General features: G+C 70.2%; 21 protein-coding genes and 1 riboswitch. Of the genes, 13 read left to right on the plus strand and 8 right to left on the minus strand.

Annotated features, from left to right (window positions below):
- Nucleotides 1-886 (plus strand): 1-aminocyclopropane-1-carboxylate deaminase/D-cysteine desulfhydrase (locus tag KBY47_RS28925; protein WP_210926116.1); only part of this gene is annotated, 886 nt, incomplete at its 5' end.
- Nucleotides 887-890: 4 nt separating this feature from the next.
- On the opposite strand, the gene KBY47_RS28930 is transcribed toward KBY47_RS28925, so the two are convergent.
- Nucleotides 891-2,489 (minus strand): Na+/H+ antiporter, encoded by a 1,599-nt coding sequence (locus KBY47_RS28930; RefSeq protein WP_210926118.1) that lies wholly within the window; start codon nt 2,487-2,489, stop codon nt 891-893.
- A 63-nt stretch (nt 2,490-2,552) separates the two neighbouring features.
- Here KBY47_RS28930 and KBY47_RS28935 point away from each other — a divergent pair, with 63 nt between their 5' ends.
- From KBY47_RS28935 to KBY47_RS28945, 3 genes are all read left to right on the plus strand, one after another.
- Entirely contained in the window at nt 2,553-2,813 is a 261-nt protein-coding gene (locus KBY47_RS28935) for a UBP-type zinc finger domain-containing protein (RefSeq protein ID WP_210926120.1), read from the plus strand.
- A gap of 237 nt (nt 2,814-3,050) precedes the next feature.
- A complete protein-coding gene (locus KBY47_RS28940) occupies nt 3,051-3,464 on the plus strand; it encodes an anti-sigma regulatory factor (RefSeq protein ID WP_004925829.1) in 414 nt (137 codons plus the stop codon).
- 17 nt (nt 3,465-3,481) lie between these two features.
- On the plus strand, nt 3,482-4,579 hold the full coding sequence (locus KBY47_RS28945) for an RNA polymerase sigma factor SigF (RefSeq protein ID WP_210926218.1): 1,098 nt from the start codon (nt 3,482-3,484) through the stop codon (nt 4,577-4,579).
- 4 nt (nt 4,580-4,583) lie between these two features.
- Here the strand turns inward: KBY47_RS28945 and KBY47_RS28950 are convergent, their stop codons facing one another.
- On the minus strand, nt 4,584-5,024 hold the full coding sequence (locus KBY47_RS28950; protein WP_210926122.1) for a hypothetical protein: 441 nt from the start codon (nt 5,022-5,024) through the stop codon (nt 4,584-4,586).
- A 384-nt stretch (nt 5,025-5,408) separates the two neighbouring features.
- Here KBY47_RS28950 and KBY47_RS28955 point away from each other — a divergent pair, with 384 nt between their 5' ends.
- Both KBY47_RS28955 and KBY47_RS28960 read left to right on the plus strand, forming a co-directional pair.
- On the plus strand, nt 5,409-6,377 hold the full coding sequence (locus KBY47_RS28955; RefSeq protein WP_210926124.1) for a diacylglycerol kinase family protein: 969 nt from the start codon (nt 5,409-5,411) through the stop codon (nt 6,375-6,377).
- 320 nt (nt 6,378-6,697) lie between these two features.
- Nucleotides 6,698-6,955: a WhiB family transcriptional regulator gene (locus KBY47_RS28960; RefSeq protein WP_006142322.1), complete on the plus strand. Its 258-nt coding sequence runs from the start codon at nt 6,698-6,700 to the stop codon at nt 6,953-6,955.
- A 187-nt stretch (nt 6,956-7,142) separates the two neighbouring features.
- Here the strand turns inward: KBY47_RS28960 and KBY47_RS28965 are convergent, their stop codons facing one another.
- Nucleotides 7,143-8,609 (minus strand): sensor histidine kinase, encoded by a 1,467-nt coding sequence (locus KBY47_RS28965; RefSeq protein WP_210926220.1) that lies wholly within the window; start codon nt 8,607-8,609, stop codon nt 7,143-7,145.
- Nucleotides 8,610-9,041: 432 nt separating this feature from the next.
- Complete coding sequence (locus KBY47_RS28970) at nt 9,042-10,115, minus strand: SIS domain-containing protein (protein ID WP_210926126.1); 1,074 nt, start codon at nt 10,113-10,115, stop codon at nt 9,042-9,044.
- Between the two features lie 157 nt (nt 10,116-10,272).
- Between KBY47_RS28970 and nagB the strand changes: the two genes are divergently transcribed.
- Nucleotides 10,273-11,058, plus strand: a complete 786-nt coding sequence (nagB, locus tag KBY47_RS28975; RefSeq protein WP_210926128.1) for a glucosamine-6-phosphate deaminase — start codon at nt 10,273-10,275, stop codon at nt 11,056-11,058.
- 56 nt (nt 11,059-11,114) lie between these two features.
- Here the strand turns inward: nagB and KBY47_RS28980 are convergent, their stop codons facing one another.
- The 4 genes from KBY47_RS28980 to KBY47_RS28995 form a co-directional block, all read right to left on the minus strand.
- Nucleotides 11,115-12,590 carry a glycoside hydrolase family 3 protein gene (locus KBY47_RS28980; protein WP_210926131.1) on the minus strand — a complete coding sequence of 492 codons (1,476 nt, stop codon included), beginning with the start codon at nt 12,588-12,590 and terminating at the stop codon, nt 11,115-11,117.
- A 9-nt stretch (nt 12,591-12,599) separates the two neighbouring features.
- Nucleotides 12,600-13,430 carry a carbohydrate ABC transporter permease gene (locus tag KBY47_RS28985; protein ID WP_210926133.1) on the minus strand — a complete coding sequence of 277 codons (831 nt, stop codon included), beginning with the start codon at nt 13,428-13,430 and terminating at the stop codon, nt 12,600-12,602.
- Nucleotides 13,427-14,419: a carbohydrate ABC transporter permease gene (locus KBY47_RS28990; protein ID WP_210926134.1), complete on the minus strand. Its 993-nt coding sequence runs from the start codon at nt 14,417-14,419 to the stop codon at nt 13,427-13,429. The genes KBY47_RS28985 and KBY47_RS28990 overlap by 4 nt, the downstream gene beginning before the upstream one ends.
- Before the next feature lie 79 nt (nt 14,420-14,498).
- Nucleotides 14,499-15,782 (minus strand): extracellular solute-binding protein, encoded by a 1,284-nt coding sequence (locus tag KBY47_RS28995; protein ID WP_210926136.1) that lies wholly within the window; start codon nt 15,780-15,782, stop codon nt 14,499-14,501.
- Nucleotides 15,783-16,195: 413 nt separating this feature from the next.
- Between KBY47_RS28995 and KBY47_RS29000 the strand changes: the two genes are divergently transcribed.
- The 6 genes from KBY47_RS29000 (at nt 16,196) to KBY47_RS29025 (ending at nt 21,988) form a co-directional block, all read left to right on the plus strand.
- Nucleotides 16,196-16,960 (plus strand): GntR family transcriptional regulator, encoded by a 765-nt coding sequence (locus KBY47_RS29000; protein ID WP_210926138.1) that lies wholly within the window; start codon nt 16,196-16,198, stop codon nt 16,958-16,960.
- A 97-nt stretch (nt 16,961-17,057) separates the two neighbouring features.
- Entirely contained in the window at nt 17,058-19,196 is a 2,139-nt protein-coding gene (locus KBY47_RS29005; protein WP_210926140.1) for a carbon starvation CstA family protein, read from the plus strand.
- Entirely contained in the window at nt 19,168-19,368 is a 201-nt protein-coding gene (locus KBY47_RS29010) for a YbdD/YjiX family protein (RefSeq protein ID WP_210926142.1), read from the plus strand. The genes KBY47_RS29005 and KBY47_RS29010 overlap by 29 nt, the downstream gene beginning before the upstream one ends.
- 111 nt (nt 19,369-19,479) lie before the next feature.
- Nucleotides 19,480-19,752 carry a DUF3311 domain-containing protein gene (locus KBY47_RS29015; protein WP_210926144.1) on the plus strand — a complete coding sequence of 91 codons (273 nt, stop codon included), beginning with the start codon at nt 19,480-19,482 and terminating at the stop codon, nt 19,750-19,752.
- A complete protein-coding gene (gene mctP, locus KBY47_RS29020; RefSeq protein ID WP_210926146.1) occupies nt 19,749-21,362 on the plus strand; it encodes a monocarboxylate uptake permease MctP in 1,614 nt (537 codons plus the stop codon). Before KBY47_RS29015 ends, mctP begins: the two co-directional genes overlap by 4 nt.
- A gap of 119 nt (nt 21,363-21,481) precedes the next feature.
- Entirely contained in the window at nt 21,482-21,988 is a 507-nt protein-coding gene (locus tag KBY47_RS29025) for a GNAT family N-acetyltransferase (RefSeq protein ID WP_210926148.1), read from the plus strand.
- 77 nt (nt 21,989-22,065) lie between these two features.
- Nucleotides 22,066-22,148: riboswitch (cobalamin riboswitch) on the plus strand.
- The last annotated feature ends 57 nt before the right edge of the window (nt 22,149-22,205 follow it).

Genomic DNA, 22,205 nt, shown 5'->3' on the forward strand with positions numbered 1-22,205 from the left:
CCCCGCCGCCCTGCGCCCCCGCCTGCCCTCCCCCCTCCAGGAGGTGGCGGACGACCGTTTCGGCCGGCACGGCGTCGGGCTGCTGCTGAAGCGGGACGACCTGATCCATCCGGAGCTGATCGGCAACAAGTGGCGCAAACTCGCGCCGAACCTCCGGGCGGCGCACGGCCGTACGGTCCTCACCTTCGGCGGCGCCTACTCCAACCACCTGCGGGCCACCGCCACCGCCGGACGGCTGCTCGGCCTGCCCACGGTGGGTGTGGTCCGCGGCCAGGAACTGGCCGACCGTCCGCTCAACGCCTCCCTGGCCCGGTGCGCCGCCGACGGCATGCGACTGCACTTCGTCGACAGATCGATATATCGCCGCAAGTCGGAGCCGGAGACCCTGGCGGCCGTGCTGCGCGCGGCGGACGCGGAGGGCGCGTACGTCGTCCCGGAGGGCGGCAGCAACGCCGAGGCGGTGCGCGGCTGCCGCGATCTCGGTACGGAGCTGCGCGGCCGTGCCGACGTGGCCGCGGTCGCCTGCGGCACCGGCGGCACGCTGGCCGGGCTCGCCGCCGGGCTGGGGCCGGGCCAGCGCGCGCTGGGCGTGCCGGTGCTCAGGGGCGGTTTCCTGGGCGCCGAGATACGGGCGCTCCAGCAGCGGGCGTTCGGCGGGCCGCGGGGTGCCTGGTCGCTGGACGAACGCTTCCACTTCGGCGGGTACGCGCGTACCGGACCCGAACTCGACGCCTTCGCCGAGGACTTCGAACAACGACACGGACTGCCCGTCGAACGTCTCTATGTCGCCAAATTGCTCTATGCCCTCGTCACGCTCGCCGCGGAGGGCGTCCTCCCGCGCGGGAGCACCGTGGCGGCCGTCGTCACCGGCCGCCCCTTCCCTTGACGTCCTACGGGTGCGTCTCCCGGTAGGCCGCGGCCTCCTCCAGGTCCAGTCGGCGCAGCAGGGAGCGGAGCATCTCGTCGTCCATGTAGCGCGCGTCGCGGAGCCTGACGAAGACCTCGCGCTCGGCGCCGATCATCTCGCCGGCCAGCCGCCGGTAGGTGTCGTCGGCGGTCTCTCCGGTGACCGGGTTGGGCTGGCCGAGGCGCTCCCAGACCGCGTTGCGGCGGCGCTCCAGGACCGCGCGCAGCCGGTCGGCGAGCGGCTCCGGCAGGGCGTTGCGCTCGTCGGCGAGGAGTTCGTCGAGGCGCTGCTCGGCGGCCCGGGAGGCCTGCGCCTGGGCGTTGGCCTCGGTGAGCGTCTCGGCCTGGGCGTCCCGGCCGGGCAGCTTCAGCAGCCGGATCAGCGCGGGCAGGGTGAGGCCCTGGAGGACGAGGGTGCCGATGACGGTGGTGAAGGTCAGGAAGAGGATCAGGTTGCGGCCGGGGAAGGGCTCGCCGTTGTGCATGGTCACCGGGATGGAGAAGGCGATGGCCAGGGAGACCACGCCCCGCATCCCGGCCCAGGAGATGATGAACGTGCCCTTCCAGCCGGGGTTGGTCTCCCGTTCGCGGAGCCGCGCGGACAGCATGCGCGGCAGGAAGGTGGCCGGATACACCCACACGAACCGCGCCGCCACCACGACGAGGAACAGGGCGACCGCGTACCAGACCACCGACCAGTTGTCGTCGGTCCCCAGCCCGCTCAGGACGACCGGCAGTTGCAGTCCGATCAGCGCGAACACCGCCGACTCCAGGACGAAGGCGACCATCTTCCACACCGCGCCCTCCTGGAGCCGGGTGGCGAAGTCGACCTGCCAGGCGCGGTGGCCGAGGTACAGCGCGACGACGACGACCGCGAGGACCCCGGAGGCGTGCACCTGTTCGGCGACGGCGTAGGCGATGAAGGGGATCAGCAGGGAGAGGGTGTTCTGGAGCAGCGCCTCCTTCAGGTGCAGGCGCAGCCAGTGGATCGGCACCATCAGCACCAGTCCGATGCCGATGCCGCCGATCGCCGCGACCAGGAACTCGGCGATCCCCCCGGCCCAGGTGGCGCCCTCGCCGACGGCCGCCGCCAGGGCCACCCGGTAGGCGGTGATCGCGGTGGCGTCGTTCACCAGGGACTCGCCCTGGAGGATCGTGGTGATCCGGGACGGCAGCCCCACCCGGCGGGCGACCGCCGTGGCCGCGACCGCGTCCGGCGGCGCCACCACCGCGCCCAGCACCAGCGCCGCGGTCAGCGGCAGGCCCGGCACGATCAGATGGGCGGCCCAGCCGACGGCGACGGTCGCGAACAGCACGTACCCGACGGAGAGCAGGGCGACGGGCCGGATCTGGGCGCGCAGGTCGAGGTAGGAGCTGTCGATGGCCGCCAGGTGCAGCAGCGGGGGCAGGATCAGCGGCAGCACGACGTGCGGGTCGATGTGGTAGTCGGGCACTCCGGGGACGTACGAGACCGCCAGCCCGGCCGCCACCAGCAGCAGCGGCGCGGGGACCGGGGTGCGTCGGCCCGCCCCCGCGACCACCGCGCTGCCCGCCACGAGCAACAGCAGCGGCATCACGTCCATGGCACTCTCGCCCCCATACTTTTTCCGCGCGGTCACCCGCACGCCCGTCGTAATCTGGCAATCATGAAACAGTGCACGCACGCCGACGCGCTGCCACACCCCGAACCCGCGCCGCTCAGCGAGACGTGCCCGGTGTGCCTGGCGCACGGCACGCACCCGGTGCAACTGCGGCTCTGTCTGTCCTGCGGCTTCGTCGGCTGCTGCGACTCCTCGCCCGGCCGGCACGCGACAGGGCATCATGAGGAGACGGGCCACCCGGTGATGCGGACCTTCGAACCGGGCGAGGCCTGGCGCTGGTGCTTCGTCGACCACGTGCTGGCGTGAGGGACGATTCGACGGTCTGACGTCTGGGTACGTCAACCCGGCGCGCGCTCTTCCCAATTGGGCCCGCAGACCCCCTAGCCACTGTGCGTATATGTATGTTTACTATGAGTGACAGCACGGGGTTGGGGTCCCGGGGACAGGATTGTCGAGGGCGCGGTAGCGTCACCGCTGAACCACTCGCGTTCCCCGAGGGGCGACCCTCGACCCCGAACAGCTTGTACCACCTTGGAGGTGAGGGTGTCCCAGATCGCAGGCGAGCCCGCGACCCAGGACTTCGTGGAAGTCCGGCTGCCGGCCGCGGGTGCCTACCTGTCGGTGCTGCGCACGGCCACGGCCGGGCTCGCGGCCCGTTTGGACTTCACCCTCGACGAGATCGAGGACCTGCGCATCGCGGTGGACGAGGCCTGCGCGATCCTGCTCCAGCAGGCCGTCCCCGGCTCCGTGCTCAGCTGTGTCTTCCGCCTCGTCGACGACTCGCTGGAGGTCACCGTCTCGGCGCCGACCACCGACGGCCACGCCCCCTCGCGGGACACCTTCGCCTGGACCGTGCTGTCCGCCCTCGCGGGCAAGGTCTCCTCCGCCGTGGACGAGGACAAGACCGTTTCGATCAGCCTCTACAAACAGCGCGGCGCGGGACCCGGGCCGGCGTGAAGGACGGGGACGGGCCGGTGCGGGACGAAGAGCGCGGCACACGTGAGCTGCCCGCCGAGGGCGGAATTCCACCTTCCGGCGGAGCCGGGCGCATGGCGGACGGCATCGACGGCATCCCCGAGCAGGCCCGGCCGCACCCGGAGGACCCCGGCGACCCGGCGGAGTTCACGGCCGACGGGCAGCGGGACCAGCCGGGCACCGGGCAGCGCACACCTCTGGAACGGCGGAGCGGGGTCACCCCTGTCCGAGCTGCGGCACGGGCTCGGGGAAGGGCAACGGGCGGGACGATGAACGAGCACGAGCGAAACTCGGAGCAGGACGCGGTGGCCACGCGGAGCGCGCAGGGCGCGCAGCACGAACCGCCGGACCGCAGCGGGGCGCGCGCCATGTTCGTCGAGCTGCGCGGTCTGAAGGAGGGCAGCCCGCAGTACGCGGAGCTGCGCAACCAGCTGGTCCGCATGCACCTGCCGCTCGTCGAGCACCTCGCCCGCCGCTTCCGCAACCGCGGGGAGCCACTCGACGACCTGACCCAGGTCGCCACGATCGGCCTGATCAAGTCGGTCGACCGTTTCGACCCGGACCGCGGCGTCGAATTCTCCACGTACGCCACCCCCACCGTCGTGGGCGAGATCAAGCGCCACTTCCGCGACAAGGGCTGGGCGGTCCGGGTCCCCCGGCGCCTCCAGGAGCTGCGTCTCGCGCTCACCACGGCCACCGCGGAGCTGTCCCAGCTGCACGGCCGCTCCCCCACCGTCCACGAGCTGGCCGAGAAGCTGTCGATCTCCGAGGAGGAGGTCCTGGAGGGCCTGGAGTCCGCCAACGCGTACTCCACACTGTCGCTGGACGTCCCCGACACCGACGACGAGTCCCCGGCGGTCGCGGACACCCTCGGCGCGGAGGACGAGGCGCTGGAGGGCGTCGAGTACCGGGAGTCACTCAAGCCGCTGCTGGAGGACCTCCCGCCCCGCGAGAAGCGCATTCTGCTCCTGCGCTTCTTCGCGAACATGACCCAGTCGCAGATCGCGCAGGAGGTGGGCATCTCCCAGATGCACGTCTCCCGGCTGCTGGCCCGCACGCTGGCGCAGCTGCGGGAGAAGCTCCTGGTGGAGGAGTAGCGGCCTACTTCTCGGCGTTGCCGGGCCCACGGATGCCGAGGGCCCGGGTCGTCGCAGGGTTGATCAGCAGCACGAGCGCGGTGACGGCTGCGACGCCGAGGGCGATGCCGGCGGGAATGGACGCGCTCTCGGCCTGGAGCAGGTTGTAGGCGACCGGCAGGGCCATGATCTGCGTGATGATGGCGGGGCCGCGGCTCCACCCCCGCCGGGCGAGCAGCCCTCGCGCGGCGAGCAGCGGCAGCAGCGCGAGTACGGCCAGGGTGATGCCGCCGGTGAGGGCCTGCCGCTCGTTGTCCGGGTCGCCCACGAGCGCGTAGACGGCCATCCAGACGCCGCCGACGAGCAGGACGAGGCCCTCCAGGCCGGTGAGTACGGCGGCGGCCACGAGTCGGTGGGGTCGGTCGGTGTCGTCGCCGGGGACGTCTGGCTTCTGGTCACTGCTCACGTCAGCAGGGTAGCCCGCCGGCACCGGAGCGGGGCCGGGGTGGGTCGCGCACGCCCGGCGCTACGAGGTGCCGCTGCGCCCACCCGTGCCGCCCTGCGGCACGACTGCCCGCAGCTAGGCGGAACTGCTGCCCGCAGCTAAGCGAGCGACGAGGTGCGGGCGCCGTACTGCGGAAGGGGACGTGTCAGGGGGTGTCCGCCCGCAGTGGTTCGCGCGGAAAACCCCGTTGCCCATCCCGTTGGCAGATCGCGCGGTTCCGAGGACGGACACCCCCCGGCGCCGCCCCGACCCACCACCGGCCGCAGGCGCCCCGCCCGCACCCCCGCCCGCCGGATCCGCACTCCGGACTTCGCCCAGTACCCCCCAGTAGGTACGCTGCCATCCATGCGTGCACTTCTCGTGGTCAACCCGGCGGCAACCACCACAAGCGCACGTACGCGCGATGTGCTGATCCACGCCCTCGCGAGCGAAATGAAGCTGGAGGCCGTCACCACCGAGTACCGCGGTCACGCGAGGGACCTCGGCCGCCAGGCGGCGGAGAGCGACGACATAGACCTCGTCGTGGCCCTCGGCGGCGACGGCACGGTCAACGAGGTCGTCAACGGCCTCCTCCACTCCGGCCCCGACCCGGACCACCTCCCCGGCCTCGCCGTCGTCCCCGGCGGCTCCACCAACGTCTTCGCCCGCGCCCTCGGCCTCCCCAACGACGCCGTCGAGGCCACCGGCGCCCTGCTCGACGCGCTGCGCGAGGGCAGCGAACGCACCGTCGGCCTGGGCCTGGCCTCCGGCACCCCGGGCAGCGAGGACGAGGCCGTCCCGGCCCGCTGGTTCACGTTCAACGCGGGCCTCGGCTTCGACGGCGGCGTCGTGGGCCGCGTCGAACAGCAGCGCGAACGCGGCAAGAAATCCACCCACGCCCTCTACGTCCGCCAGGTGGTCCGACAGTTCCTCGGCGAGACCAGCCGCCGCCACGGCACGATCACCCTCCAACGCGCCGGCGAGGACCCGATCGAGGGCCTGGTCGTCTCCATAGTCTCGAACACCGCCCCGTGGACGTTCCTCGGCAATCGCCCCATGTACGCGTCGCCTAAGGCCTCGTTCGATACCGGGCTCGACGTATTCGGACTCAGCCGGCTGTCCACGGCCGCCGTTGCCCGGTATGGCACCCAGTTGCTCACTTCGTCCCCCGACCGGGGGCCCCACGGCAGGCACGCTGTCTCCCTGCACGACCTGACCGACTTCACCTTGCATTCGAAGGCGCCACTGCCCCTTCAGATGGACGGTGACCACCTGGGGCTGCGTACCAGCGTGACGTTCACAGGCGTACGCCGTGCACTGCGTGTGATTGTGTGAGCAGAAAGGGCGGAAGTCCTTTCACTCGAACGTTTAGGCCACGATCCACCCCATGGAAGTACGGCTGTGACCTAGTCGACACCGAGGAATCAAAAAAAACTTTTCGGAAGGGGTTGTATCCGCCGCTGAGGTTTGCGAGTCTCTACGTGGCGATCGGGACGGCCCCCAACAGCGGCCCCCACAGATCACCGGAACCCCTCTCCAAGACACAGGACCACGCCAGGGCAACCTGACGGTCGGCCCTTCACTTGTTGAGGGATTCGTGAAAGCGTTCACATTCACAAGCAATCAGCACGTAATACCAAGGAGAGGTAGCAGCCATGGACTGGCGTCACAACGCCGTTTGCCGCGAGGAAGACCCCGAGCTCTTCTTCCCCATCGGCAACACCGGTCCTGCGCTGCTGCAGATCGAGGAAGCCAAGGCCGTCTGCCGTCGCTGCCCCGTCATGGATCAGTGTCTGCAGTGGGCGCTCGAGTCCGGTCAGGACTCCGGCGTCTGGGGTGGTCTCAGCGAGGACGAGCGCCGCGCGATGAAGCGCCGCGCCGCTCGCAACCGGGCCCGTCAGGCCTCCGCCTGACACACCCACCCCGCTGACAGCCTGAGCTAGGCGGCGCGTACAGCGAGTACGCATCTCCCGCCACCCGAGTCGCAGCGCGCAGTACCCCCGATGCGCTGGAGCACTTACAGCAGCAGCGAGCACTGGCCTCGGACCCAAGGGTCCGGGGCCCTTTGCTTTCCCCGAAGACCACCCGCCCCCGCTGCGCCTACTTCTGTGCCCGCACCGGCACGTCCAGCACCACCCGCGTCCCCCGCTCCGGCGCCGGAACCATGTCGAACGTACCCCCCAACTCGCCCTCCACCAGCGTCCGTACGATCTGGAGCCCCAGGTTGCCGGAGGTGTGCGGGTCGAAGCCGTCGGGCAGCCCCACCCCGTCGTCCTGCACGGTGACCAGCAGCCGCGCCTCCTTCGACGTACCACCCCGCACGGCCGACACCTCGACCGTCCCGGTGTCCCCCTCCCGGAAGCCGTGCTCCAGGGCGTTCTGGAGCACCTCGGTCAGCACCATCGACAGCGGCGTGGCGACCTCGGCGTCCAGGATGCCGAAGCGGCCGGTGCGACGGCCGGTGACCTTGCCGGGTGAGATCTCGGCGACCATCGCCAGCACCCGGTCGGCGATCTCGTCGAACTCCACCCGCTCGTCCAGATTCTGGGACAGCGTCTCATGCACGATCGCGATGGAGCCGACCCTCCGCACCGCCTCCTCCAGCGCCGCCCGCCCCCGCTCGGACTCGATGCGCCGGGCCTGGAGCCGCAGCAGCGCCGCCACGGTCTGGAGGTTGTTCTTCACCCGGTGGTGGATCTCCCGGATGGTGGCGTCCTTGGTGATCAACTCACGCTCACGGCGCCGCAGTTCGGTGACGTCCCGGAGCAGCACCAGGGAGCCGATCCGCGTGCCCTTGGGCTTCAGCGGGATCGCCCGGAACTGGATCACCCCGTCGTTGGCCTCGATCTCGAACTCGCGCGGCGCCCACCCGCTGGCGACCTTGGCGAGCGCCTCGTCCACCGGCCCGCGGGAGGGGGCGAGTTCGGCGGTCGTACGTCCCAGGTGGTGGCCGACCAGGTCGGCGGCGAGGCCCATCCGGTGGTAGGCGGACAGCGCGTTCGGGGAGGCGTACTGGACGAGGCCGTCGGCGTCGACGCGGATCAGACCGTCGCCGACGCGGGGCGAGGCGTCCATGTCGACCTGCTGGTTGGCGAACGGGAAGGCACCGGCCGCGATCATCTGCGCCAGGTCGGAGGCGGACTGGAGGTACGTCAGCTCCAGCCGGCTCGGGGTGCGCACGGTGAGGAGGTTGGTGTTGCGGGCGATGACGCCGAGGACGCGCCCTTCCCGTCGTACCGGAATGGACTCGACCCGGACCGGGACCTCCTCACGCCACTCGGGGTCGCCCTCGCGGACGATGCGGCCCTCGTCGAGGGCGGCGTCCAGCATGGGGCGCCGGCCACGGGGGACGAGGTGGCCGACCATGTCGTCCTGGTAGGAGGTGGGGCCGGTGTTGGGCCGCATCTGCGCGACGGAGACATAGCGGGTGCCGTCGCTGGTGGGGACCCACAGCACGAGGTCGGCGAAGGAGAGGTCGGAGAGCAGTTGCCACTCCGAGACCAGCAGGTGGAGCCACTCGAGGTCGGAGTCGTCGAGGGCGGTGTGCTGGCGGACCAGCTCGTTCATGGAGGGCACGTCTGCGAGCGTACCCGGCGGTTTGTGCGGCCCAGAAATGTACGGCCCGTGAACACCCGCGGGCCGCGGCGCCTGGGAGGGACCCTCAACCCTCCCGGCACCGCAGCCCGGAGCAGCATCGGCCGTGGGCTGTGCGGTCCCGGTCGGCCGAAGGATGAGGAGCCGGGGCAGTCAGGGCAGAGAGCGCCGGTTCCTCGATCCGCCTTCCTGTGCGGGGAAGGCGGAGGCTTGTCACTTTCCCTACGCATTGTGGACTAGACCAGTTGGGTGTGTCCATGCGCGGGCGGTATTTGTTGTCGGAGACTGACTGGACTTGACGCCCGGCAAGCCTAACCCGCGCACGACTGCCGTGGGGCCGGACGGCCGGTCCAATTTGCGCCAACGCACCGGTGCGCCCCCGGTGCGACGACCTGGCCGTCCGGCTCAGCTGGTCTCCGTCACCTTCGCCAGCGCACGGGGCGCGTCCGGGTCCTGGCCGCGGGCGATGGTCACCTCATGGGCCAGCAGCTGGAGCGGGATGATCTCCAGGATCGGCTGCACCTCCTCGGCGACCCCCTCGGTGGGCAGCACGAACCCGGCGGAGGCGCGTTCGACGTGCTCGCGCGGGCCGATGACGACCAGGTCGGCGCCGCGACCGCGCAGCCGGTCGAGGACGGGCCGCAGCGCCTCGCCGCCCTTGCCGCCGGTGACCACCGCGATCACCGGGGAGACGTTGTCGACCATGGCGAGGGGGCCGTGCAGCAGATCGGCGCCGGAGTAGGAGAGGGCGGGGATGTAGCTGGTCTCCATCAGCTTCAGGGCGGCCTCCTTGGCCGTGGGGTAGCCGTAGCCGCGGGAGGTGATCACCATGCGCTCGGCGAAGCGGTACCGGGCGGCCAGGGCGCGCACCTCGTCGTGCCGGGCGAGCAGCTGGCCGGCCAGGTCGGGCAGCACCCGCGCGGGCTCGCCGTCACCGCCGCGCAGGCCCTCCACGAAGAGGTAGAGGGCGAGCAGGGAGGCCGTGTAGGTCTTGGTGGCGGGCAGGGCGCGCTCGGGCCCGGCGAGGATGTCGACGTGGTGCTCGCAGACACCGGCCAGCGCCGAGTCGGGGTTGTTGGTGACGGCGAGGGTGAGGGCCCCGGCCTCCCGGGCGGCCCGGGTGGAGTCGACCAGGTCGGGTGAGCCGCCGGACTGGCTGACGGCGACGACCAGCACGTCGGTGAGGTCGGGGCGGGCGCCGTAGGCGGTGGTCGTCGACATGGAGGCGAGCCCGCAGGGCAGCCCGAGCCGGATCTCGATGAGGTACTTGGCGTAGAGCGCGGCGTTGTCGGAGCTGCCACGGGCGGTCAGCAGCACGAAGCGGGGCCTGCGGGCGGCGATCTCGTGGGCCACCCGGCCGACGGGCCCGGCGCCCTCGTCCAGGAGCCGCCGGAGCACGGCGGGCTGCTCGGCCATCTCGCGGGCCATGATGCGGCCGGGCGCGTCGCCTCGGGGGTCGGGTGTCGTGACACTGCTCATCAGGACTCCTCCTCGCAGCCATGAGGGTGGCCTGCCGACGGCTGCCGCTCTCCTCCCATTGCACCCCTTCACGGCAGGCCCCGCTCTGTTAAATTGGACCCGAGATTGGTCTAAACCACATTGCCCGTGACTCCCTCTTCAGAACGGCAGGCCCAGCGTGGAAGTTGTCATCGTTCCGGACGCCGAGGCGGGCGGCGAACTGATCGCCGAGGCCATGGCACAGCTGCTCGGGCGCAAGCCCGACGCCCTGCTCGGAGTGGCCACCGGCTCCACCCCGCTGCCCGTGTACGAGGCGCTGGCGGCCAAGGTGCGCTCCGGCGCCGTGGACGTCTCGCGGGCCCGGATCGCCCAGCTCGACGAGTACGTGGGGCTGCCCGCCGCGCACCCCGAGTCCTACCGCTCGGTGCTGCGCCGTGAGGTGCTCCAGCCGCTCGGGATCGGGATGGAGGCGTTCCTCGGTCCGGACGGCGAGGCGGCGGACGTCCAGGCGGCGTGCGAGGCGTACGACAGGGCGCTGGCCGCGGCGGGCGGGGTCGACCTCCAACTGCTGGGGATCGGCACCGACGGGCACATCGGCTTCAACGAGCCGTGCTCGTCGCTGGCGTCGCGCACCCGGATCAAGACGCTGACCGAGCAGACCCGGATCGACAACGCGCGCTTCTTCGACGGCGACATCGACCAGGTCCCGCACCATGTGATCACCCAGGGCATCGGGACGATCCTGGAGGCGCGGCACCTGGTGCTGCTGGCCACCGGCGAGGGCAAGGCGGAGGCGGTCGCCGCGACCGTGGAGGGCCCGGTCGCCGCGGTCTGCCCGGCCTCCGCGCTCCAGTTGCACCCGCACGCCACGGTCGTCGTCGACGAGGCCGCCGCGTCCGAGCTGAAGCTCGCCGACTACTTCCGGCACACCTACGCCAACAAGCCGGAGTGGCAGGGCATCTGACGGAAACGGACGAACGCCGGGCACCCTCAGCGAGGGGCCCGGCGTTCTCCTTCGGGTCACCGCCCGGCGAGAACCTCCGCCGCCGCGCGCCCGCAGACCCGCGCCGCGCCGTAGGTGGCGATGTGCGGCGCGCCCCGGGGCGGCGCCTGCGGCACCCCCATCTCGACGACAACGGTGTCAGGACGGGCCGCGAGCAGGGTGGTGAGGGCCGCCGCCATCCACGGGTGCCGGTGCTCGTCGCGGACGACGGCGACGATACGGCGCTCTCCGGCCGCCGCCAGCACCGCGCCGCCCGCGACGCTGCCGGTGAAGGTGCCCGACTCGGTGCCGGGCAGGAATTCGGCCAGCTCGGCGGCCACGCCCCAGGGCGTCTCGTCACCGACGGCGATGTTGGCGACCGGCGTGAGCGCGGCGACGTAGGGCGCCCCGGTGAGCGGGGTGAGGTCGCCGGTGATCCGCAGGGCCCGGCGGGCGGCGCGCAGGCCCACCTCGTCGTCGGCGGTGCCGGACGGCCGGGACACCCCCGCCGTCCACTGGGCGAGCGCCCGCACCCGTTCCGCCGCGTCCGCGAGGCGTTCCTCGGCCAGTTCACCGGCGCGCACGGCGGCCACCAGGGCGTCGCGCAGCCGTCGTACCGTGTCGTCGTCGGCGAGGCCGCCGCCCACGCAGATCGCGTCGGCGCCGGCGGCGATGGCGAGGACGCTGCCGCGTTCGATGCCGTAGGTGCCCGCGATGGCCTGCATCTCCATGCCGTCGGTGACGATCAGGCCGTCGTAGCCGAGTTCGCCGCGCAGCAGTTCGGTCAGGACGCGGGGCGAGAGGGTCGCCGGGTGGTCCGGGTCCAGGGCGGGGACCAGGATGTGGGCGCTCATCACCGCCTTGGTCCCGGCGGCGATGGCGGCGTGGAACGGGGCCAGCTCGCGGGCGGCCAGCACCTCGGGGTCGGCGTCGATGCGGGGCATCGCGTGGTGGGAGTCGACCGCGGTGTCGCCGTGGCCGGGGAAGTGCTTGGTGCAGGCGGCGACCCCGGCGGACTGGAGGCCGGTGACGTAGGCGGCGGTGTGCCGGGCGACCAGGCCGGGGTCGGCGCCGAAGGACCGTACGCCGATCACCGGGTTGTCGGGGTTGGAGTTGACGTCGGCGGACGGCGCCCAGTTGAAGTTGACCCCGCAGGCGGCCAGGCGGCGCCCGAGGGCGTAGGCGACCTGCCGGGTGAGGTCGGTGTCGTCGATCGCCCCGAGGGCGTGGTTGCCGGGGAAGGAGGAGCCGGTGCGCACCTCGAGGCGGGTGACGTCGCCGCCCTCCTCGTCGATGGCGACCAGGACGTCGTCGCGTTCGGCGCGCAGCTGGGCGGTGAGGGCGGCCAGTTGGGCGGCGGAGGCGATGTTGCGGCCGAAGAGTCCGACGGAGGCGAGGCCCTCGCCGACGCGGCGCAGCAGCCAGTCGGGGGCGGTGGTGCCGGTGAAGCCGGGCTGGAGGACGGTCAGGGCGTCACGCGTCAGGGTGTCGGTGCCGCTCGCGAATGTGGTCATCGGGTGGCGTTATCCCTTCACGGCGCCCGCGGTCAGGCCACTGACGACCTTGCGCTGGAGGTAGACGAAGAGGATCAGGATGGGGATGGCGAAGAGGGTGGAGGCGGCCATGGTGGCGCCCCAGTCGTCGCCGAAGGCGGTGCGGAAGCTGGACACCCACAGGGGCAGGGTCTGCGACTCCGCCTCCTTGTTGAGCACCAGGACCAGCGGGAACTCGTTCCAGGCGGTGATGAAGCCGAACATCGAGGTCGACATCAGGCCGGGGCCGAGCAGCGGCAGGATCACCCTGCGGAAGGCGGTGACGCGGGTGCAGCCGTCGACCATGGCGGCCTCCTCCAGCTCCCGGGGCACGGCGGCGACGAAGCCGCGCAGCGTCAGGATGGTGAAGGGCAGGATCATCATCATGTAGAAGACCGTCAGCGGGACCAGGCTGTTCAGCATGGAGGCGTCCCGCACGATCATGTAGATCGCGATGACCATGACCTCCCAGGGCGCCATCTGGGCCAGCATGAAGCCGACGATGAAGCCGCGCCGGCCCTTGAACCGCATCCGGGCCAGGGCGAAGGACCCGGCGAGCGCGATCATCAGGGAGAAGACCACCGCGAGGACGGTGACGATCAGCGAGTTGGAGACGTACGTCCAGAAGTGGTCGACGCTGATCGCCGTCCTGAAGTGCTTCAGGGTGGCGTCGGTGGGGAACCAGACGGGGTCCTCGGAGATGATGTCGCCGGTCGGCTTGAAGGCCGTGGAGATCATCCAGTACACGGGGAAGACGCAGCCGACGAACAGGACGACGGCCGTGACATTGGGCCAGAGGCGGCCGAAGAGCGTGCGCTTCACAGCTCCCCCTCCTCATCCTGCTTGAGCACGATCCGCAGGTAGTAGGCGGTGATCCCGAGCAGGATCAGGATGGTCAGGACGGCGATCGCGGCACCCATGCCGTAGTGCTGGTTGCCGACGCCCTCGATGTAGGCGTAGACGGGCAGGATCTCGGTGAGCCGGTCGGGGCCGCCCGCGTTGATGACGTAGACCTGCACGAACGCCTTGAAGATCCAGATGATCTCCAGGAAGGTCGTGGCGTAGAGGAACGGCCGCAGGAACGGCAGGGTGACCGTGGTGAAGCTCTTCCAGGCGCCCGCGCCGTCGAGGGCGGCGGCCTCGTACAGTTCGCCGGGGATGACGGTGGTCGCCGCGTACAGGTTGATGGCGACGAACGGGATGGACATCCACACGATCAGCACGGTGACGACGAAGAACGTCGACATCTGGCTGCTGGTCCAGCTGTAGTCGGCCATGGAGTGCCAGCCGAGCTTGTCCAGCACCCAGTTGACGACGCCGAACCGCTCGGCGAACAGCCACTGGTAGACCGTGGTCGCCGCGATGACGGGCATCGCCCAGGCCAGCACCAGACCGATCAGCAGCGTCAGCCGCATCCGCTTGCCGAGGCGGGCCAGGAGCAGGCCGACCAGGGAGCCGAGGACCATGGTGAGGGCGACGTTGACGGCCGTGAACAGGATCGAGCGCAGGGTGACGCGCCAGAAGTCCTCGCCGGTGAGGACCTCCTTGTAGTTGTCGATGCCGTTCCACTCGGTGACGTGCTGGATCAGCTGCGCCATGTTGAGGTTCTGGAAGGACAGCAGGACGTCCTTCAGCAGCGGCCAGCCCAGCAGCAGCACGGTGGCAGCGCAGGCGGGCAGCAGCAACAGGTACGGGGCGAGCGCGCCGAAGCGCGCCGCCGCTCGCTGTACCGGCCTGTCGGATGCGCCGCCGTCCGCCCCCTTGCGGACGTCCGCCGGGCCTGAGGGCGGCCGTTCGGTCTGCACGGTCATGCTCGCGTTCTCTCTACTCGACCTGACGGAACGCGGGGCGGGGGCCCGACCGGAACCGGGCCCCCTCTCCCCTGTGCCCTTACTGCTGCTGCGACAGGCGCTTGTTGAACTCGTCCTCGACCTGCGCCGCGGCCTCGGCCGGGGACTTGCCGTTGAGCACGGCGGTCATGTACGTCTTCACCGGGTTGGGCGCGTTCTCGACGGCGGCCCACTCCGGGATCAGCGGCGTGGTGCCACCGCCGGCGGCGGCCGGGGCGGCGGCCTCGGCGACGACGTTGCCCTCCAGGTTGGTCTGGAGCGACTCCTTGTTCGGGATGACGCCGTTGAGCTTGGCGAGCTGGCCCTCGAACTCGTCGGACAGGGCGAGCTTCAGGAACTCCTTGGCGAGTTCCTGCTTCTTGCTGCCCGCGGCGACGGCCAGGTTGGAGCCGCCGAGGAAGACGCCCTCGGGCTTGTCGGCCGTCGGACCCGGGATCGTGAAGTAGCCGATCTTGTCCTCGATCTTCGGGTTGGCCTCGATGGCGATGCCCGCCTCCCAGCCCATGCCGATGAAGGCGCCGACGTTGCCCTTGCCGAAGACCTGGCCCTGCTGCGGGGTGGCCTCGTCCTTGTCCTTGGGCGCCTTGGACAGCGACTGGAACTTCTTGTACGTCTCCATGGCGGCGGCGACCTTCGGGTCGTCGAGGTTGGAGACGTACTTGTCGCCCTCCTTCTTGACCAGTTCGGCGCCCTCACCGATCGTCAGGCCGACGAAGTGGTACCAGTTCTGGCCGGGCAGGTAGATCGGCTCGGCGTCGGTCTTCTCGCCGATCGTCTTCAGGGCGTCGTAGAACTCGTCGCGGGTCTTGGGGGTGTCCTTGAGCCCGGCCTCTTCCCAGATCTCCTTGTTGTAGAGGACGACGCGGTTGGCGAAGTACCAGGGCGCCGCGTACTGCTTGCCCTCGTAGATGGAGGACTCGTTGAGGGACTCGGTCCACTCACCGCCGATCTCCGCCTTCAGGTCGGCGAGGTCGGCGAGGCCGCCGGTCTTGGCGTAGGCCGGGGTCTGGGTGTTGCCGATCTCGAAGACGTCCGGCGGGTTCTCCTCGGACAGGGCGGTGGTCAGCTTCTGCTGGATGCCGTTCCACTGCTGGACCTCGAACTTGACCTTCGCCTTGGTCTTCTTCTCGAAGGCGGCGGCCAGGTCGGCCTGCCAGTCGTCGGGCGAGGAGCCGTCCATCACCCAGACGGTGAGCGTCTGACCCGCGTAGCCGTCCGCACCGGCCTTGCCGCCGTCGCCCTCGTCGCCGTCGTCGCCCCCGCACGCCGCGATGGAGACCATCATTGCCGCGACACCGATCGCGGATATCAGCTTGCGCTTCACGCCACCCTCCTCAGGGATGCCACAAACCCCCCTCGTCCCCGCGGTGAGACCGTCAACGCGTGCTGTCCGTGGGGCCGGGACCTGGACCAATGGTGTAGACCAGTACCGGGAGCTTGGCCCAGACCAAATGGCCTGTCAAGGGCCCAGAAGTAGGCCCCGACCAGCCGTTATGGGACCTACATATGCAGGAACCATTACTAAAGAAGGCGGTGAAAACACCTCCAGACAGGACCCTTGTCGGGTAGACCACTGATGGACCACCTGGGGGTGCTGGACTAGACCAACGGTGGGAGCGGGGGTATACAGAGGGGATCACGGACCGTGCGGGGACCCCGTACGCGCAGCCGTGCCACGATGTGGGCCGTGGCCGACGGACGTCGGTCGTGCGGGACCGGGAGCCGGGAAGGCGGAGCATGAGCACCGACGTCAGCAGTGCGGAGAACGAGGGCGGGGCAGGCGTCCGTACCGCGCGCGTGCCCAAGTACTACCGCCTGAAGAAGCATCTGCTCGACATGACGGAGACCCAGGCACCCGGCACCCCCGTACCGCCGGAGCGCACGCTCGCCGCCGAGTTCGACACCTCCCGCACCACCGTGCGCCAGGCCCTCCAGGAACTCGTCGTCGAGGGCCGGCTGGAGCGCATCCAGGGCAAGGGCACCTTCGTCGCCAAGCCCAAGGTCTCCCAGGCGCTCCAGCTCACCTCCTACACCGAGGACATGCGCGCCCAGGGGCTGGAACCCACGTCCCAGCTGCTGGACATCGGCTACATCACCGCCGACGACACCCTCGCCTCCCTGCTCGACATCTCCACCGGCGGCCGGGTGCTGCGCATCGAGCGGCTGCGCATGGCCAACGGCGAACCGATGGCCATCGAGACCACCCACCTGTCCGCCAAGCGCTTCCCGGCGCTGCGCCGTTCCCTGGTGAAGTACACGTCCCTCTACACGGCCCTCGCCGAGGTGTACGACGTCCATCTGGCCGAGGCCGAGGAGACCATCGAGACCTCGCTGGCCACCCCGCGCGAGGCCGGACTGCTCGGCACCGACGTGGGCCTGCCGATGCTGATGCTCTCCCGGCACTCCCTGGACCGGGACGGCCATCCGGTCGAATGGGTGCGTTCGGTGTACCGCGGCGACCGCTACAAGTTCGTGGCGAGGTTGAAGCGTCCACAGGAGTAGTGCACGGGGTGTAGCGCACCTGCTGATCCTGCTCTACCGTCCTCCCGTCAACAGACCGTCATGACCTACGCCATGGCAGCGACGGGAGGACGACCCGGTGCGCACCGCGAACGCTCGAACCATCGTCATCTGGACCCTCGTAGCGCTGGTCGGAGCCACCGGCTGGACCGTGCTCGCGCTCTCCCGCGGCGAGGAGGTGTCCGCCGCCTGGATGGTCGCGGCGGCCCTCGGCTCGTACGCGATCGCCTACCGCTTCTACGCCAGGTTCATCGCCCGCAAGGTGCTCAAGGTCGACGCGACCCGGGCCACCCCGGCGGAACGCCTCGACAACGGCATCGACTTCCACCCCACCGACCGGCGGGTGCTGCTCGGCCACCACTTCGCCGCGATCGCCGGGGCCGGACCGCTGGTCGGCCCGGTGCTCGCGGCGCAGATGGGCTATCTGCCCGGCACGATCTGGATCATCGCGGGCGTCATCTTCGCGGGCGCCGTGCAGGACATGGTGGTGCTGTTCTTCTCCACCCGCCGCGACGGCCGCTCGCTCGGCCAGATGGCCCGGGAGGAGATCGGCCCGTTCGGCGGGGCGGCGGCGCTGCTCGCGGCCTTCGCCATCATGATCATCCTGCTCGGCGTGCTGGCCCTGGTCGTCGTCAACGCCCTCGCCGAGTCGCCGTGGGGCACCTTCTCCATCGGCATGACCATCCCGATCGCCCTGCTGATGGGCTTCTACCTGCGGGTCCTGCGGCCCGGCAAGGTCGTCGAGGTCTCCCTCCTCGGCGTGGCGCTCCTGCTGCTCGCGCTGGTCTCGGGCCGCTGGGTAGCCGAGTCGTCCTGGGCGGAGGCCTTCACCCTGGCGCCGTCCACCCTGGTCATCTGGCTGGTGGCGTACGGGTTCATCGCCTCGATCCTGCCGGTGTGGATGCTGCTGGCGCCGCGTGACTACCTCTCCACCTTCATGAAGATCGGCACCATCGGGCTGCTCGCCCTCGGTGTCGTCGTCGCCCTGCCGACGCTGAAGATGCCCGCCGTCACCGACTTCGCCTCGCGCGGCGACGGGCCGGTCTTCGCGGGTTCGCTCTTCCCGTTCGTCTTCATCACCATCGCCTGTGGCGCCCTGTCCGGCTTCCACTCCCTGATCTCCTCCGGCACCACCCCGAAGATGATCCAGAAGGAGACCCAGGTCCGGATGATCGGCTACGGCTCCATGCTGATGGAGTCGTCGGTGGCGGTGATGGCGCTGATCGCGGCGAGCATCATCGACCCGGGCCTGTACTTCGCGATGAACGCGCCCGCAGGCGCCATCGGCACCACGGTGGAGAGCGCCTCGCAGGTGGTGACCGGCTGGGGCTACCAGATCTCCCCCGAGGAACTCGCCGCCGCGGCCCGTGCCGTCGAGGAGTCGACGCTGCTGTCCCGGACGGGCGGGGCGCCCACGCTGGCCGTCGGTGTCTCGGAGATCTTCTCCCAGGTGACCGGCGGGAGCCTCAAGGCCTTCTGGTACCACTTCGCCATCATGTTCGAGGCCCTGTTCATCCTGACCGCGCTGGACGCGGGCACCCGGGTGGGCCGGTTCATGCTCCAGGACACCCTCGGCAACGTCTACAAGCCGTTCAAGAACGTCAGCTGGAAGCCCGGCCTGGTCATCACCAGCGCGATCGTGTGCGGACTGTGGGGGTACTTCCTCTGGGTGGGCGTCCATGAACCGCTCGGCGGGATCAACCAGCTCTTCCCGATCTTCGGCATCTCCAACCAGCTGCTGGCCGCGGTCGCCCTGGCCGTGTGCACCACGCTGCTGGTGAAGTCCGGGCGCCTCAAATGGGCCTGGATCACCGGCGTCCCGCTGGTCTGGGACGCCACGGTCACCCTCACCGCCAGCTGGCAGAAGGTGTTCTCCAGCGATCCGCGCGTCGGCTTCTTCGAGCAGCGCGGTGTCTACCAGGCGGGCATCGACCGCGGCGAGGTCATCCCGCCCGCCAAGGACATGGACGACATGCACACCATCGTCACCAACTCCACGGTGGACGGCGTGCTCTCCGCGGTGCTGGCCCTGCTCATCGTGGTCGTGGTCGTCGACGCGGCCCGGATCTGCGTGCGCCACATCCGCCGCCCGGCGCTGTCCACGCTGCACGAGGCGCCGTACGTCGAGTCGAAGATCGTCGCCCCGGCGGGGCTGTTCCCGACCCAGCGGGAGAAGGAGGAGGCGCGCGATGCCGTCGGTGCTGACCCGCGCGTTTAGGAACGTGCGCTGGTATCTGCGGGAGCTGACCGACGAGTCGGCGTACGACCGTTATGCGGCCCACTTCCGCAGAGATCACCCCGGCGTCCCGGTGCCGTCCCGACGCGCGTTCGAGCGGATGCGCACGGACCGGCAGGAAGCGGACCCGCGGCAGGGCTTCCGCTGCTGCTGACCGCGGAAACCGGTTTCCCGACATGTGAACAAGGGGTTCCGTTTCCGCCGTCCCCTGACCTAGATTGCCTGCGCGTTACACAGGTGATCAGTGAGGGGACGGAGCCACCGGATGCCAATAGCGTCGGAAGTGACGGAAGAGAACAGAGAGCCGGTGGTGACGCCGATCCGCGTCATCATCGCCCTCTGTCTGATAGCACCCTTCGTATCCATGCTGTGGGTCGGTTCCTACGCGAAGACCGAACCCACCCTCTTCGACATCCCGTTCTTCTACTGGTACCAGATGGCCTGGGTCGTGCTCTCGGCGGTTCTGACATCGTTGGCATACCACCTGTGGCAGCGTGACCAGCGCGCCCGCGCGTCGCAGAGGGGTGCCGGGGAATGAACGACGGCGTGAACGGCGTCGCGCTCGCCGTCTTCGTCCTCTTCTTCGTCGCCGTCACCGTGATGGGCTTCCTGGCCGCACGCTGGCGCAAGGCCGAGAACGAGCACAGCCTCGACGAATGGGGCCTGGGCGGCCGGTCGTTCGGCACCTGGATCACCTGGTTCCTGCTCGGCGGCGACCTCTACACGGCGTACACCTTCGTGGCGGTCCCGGCGGCGATCTACGCGGCGGGCGCGGCCGGGTTCTTCGCGGTGCCGTACACGATCCTCATCTACCCGATGATGTTCGTGTTCCTGCCCCGCCTGTGGTCGGTCTCCCACAAGCACGGGTACGTCACCACCTCGGACTTCGTCCGTGGCCGCTTCGGCTCCAAGGGTCTTTCGCTGGCGGTGGCCGTCACCGGCATCCTCGCCACGATGCCGTACATCGCGCTCCAACTGGTCGGCATCCAGGCCGTCCTGGACGTGATGGGCGTCGGCGGCGGCGAGAACACCCACTGGTTCGTCAAGGACCTGCCGCTGCTGATCGCCTTCGGCGTGCTGGCGGCGTACACCTATTCCTCCGGCCTGCGCGCCCCCGCCCTGATCGCGTTCGTGAAGGACACGCTGATCTACCTGGTGATCGCGGTCGCCATCATCTACATCCCGATCAAGCTGGGCGGCTTCGACGACATCTTCGCCGCGGCCAGCCAGAAGTACGAGTCCGCGGGCGCGGGCGGCCTGGCGCCGAACGCCGCCTCGCAGTGGACCTACGCCACGCTGGCTCTGGGCTCGGCGCTCGCGCTGTTCATGTACCCGCACAGCGTGACCGCCGTCCTGTCCAGCCGCAGCCGGGACGTGATCCGCCGCAACTCCACGATCCTGCCGCTGTACTCGCTGATGCTCGGCCTGCTCGCCCTGCTGGGCTTCATGGCCATCGCGGCCGGGATCAAGGTGGACAACGGCCAGCTGGCGATCCCGCAGCTGTTCGAGAACATGTTCCCGGACTGGTTCACGGGCGTCGCCTTCGCCGCCATCGGCATCGGCGCGCTGGTCCCGGCGGCCATCATGTCGATCGCGGCCGCGAACCTCTTCACCCGCAACATCTACAAGGACTTCCTGAAGCCGGACGCCACCCCGGCCCAGGAGACCAAGGTGTCCAAGCTGGTGTCCCTGCTGGTGAAGGTGGGCGCGCTGGTCTTCGTCCTCGGCATGGACAAGACCGTCGCCATCAACTTCCAGCTGCTCGGCGGCATCTGGATCCTCCAGACCTTCCCCGCGCTGGTCGGCGGACTGTTCACCCGCTGGTTCCACCGCTGGGCCCTGCTCGCGGGCTGGGCCGTCGGCATGCTGTACGGCACCATCGCCGCGTACGGCGTCTCCTCGCCGACGCAGGCGCACTTCGGCGGCTCGTCGAAGGAGATCCCCGGCATCGGCGAGATCGGCTACATCGGCCTCACGGCCTTCGTGCTCAACCTCGTCGTCACGGTCGTCCTGACCTTCGCCCTGAAGGCGGCCAAGGCCCCCGAGGGCATCGACGAGACCAGCCCGGAGGACTACACGGCGGACGCCGGGGATCCGGGAGTACAGGTCGAGCTGCCGCCTGCGACGGCGGACACCGCACGCACCTAGGGGCGCGGGGCTGTATCGATCTGCGGCTCCGCCGCGTGGGCGCGGACACCCCCCGCAACCCGCAGCGGGCCGCCTAAAGCGAGTGCTACGGCGGCCCGCTCTCGTTCACACTCACCCCCATGGACATCCGGATCCGCCCCATTGACCCCACCGAACACAGCACTCTCGGAGAGATCACCGCACACGCCTACCTCCACGACGGCCTCCTCGACTTCGGCGAGAGCGACGCCTACCTCCACGAACTGAGGGACGTCACCAAACGCGCCGCCACCGCCCAGGTCCTCGTGGCGACCGCCGACGGCCGAGTCCTCGGCGGCGTCACCTTCGTACCGGCCCCCGGCCCCATGTCGGACATCGCCCGCCCCGGCGAGGCCGAGATAAGGATGCTGGCCGTCGCCAAGGAGGCCCGCGGCCGCGGCGCCGGCGAGGCCCTCGTCCGCGCCTGCGTCGACCGCGCCCGCGCCACCGACGGCTGCACGGGCATCGTCCTGTCGACCCAGCGCACCATGCACAGCGCCCACCGCGTCTACGAACGTTTGGGCTTCACCCGCACCCCGGACCGCGACTGGAACCCGCTCCCGGAGCTGGACGACATCACTCTGCTCACCTACAAACTGACGCTCTGAAACCGGCGCGCCACAACATCTGGGGGTAGCACGGCGCCCCGGCACAAGATGTATGCTCATGCTCGCTGTCGCCGCAGGGGAATCCGGTGCGAATCCGGAACTGTCCCGCAACGGTGTACTTGTGCGTGTTCGTTCGCGCACGGGCTTCAGTCCGAGGACCTGCCGACAGTGCGCCCGGCCGACCGGCCCGGGTGCCATGACGTCCGGGCCTCGTGGA

This window comes from Streptomyces sp. B93, from assembly GCF_018070565.1.
Classification (GTDB): Bacteria; Actinomycetota; Actinomycetes; order Streptomycetales; family Streptomycetaceae; genus Streptomyces.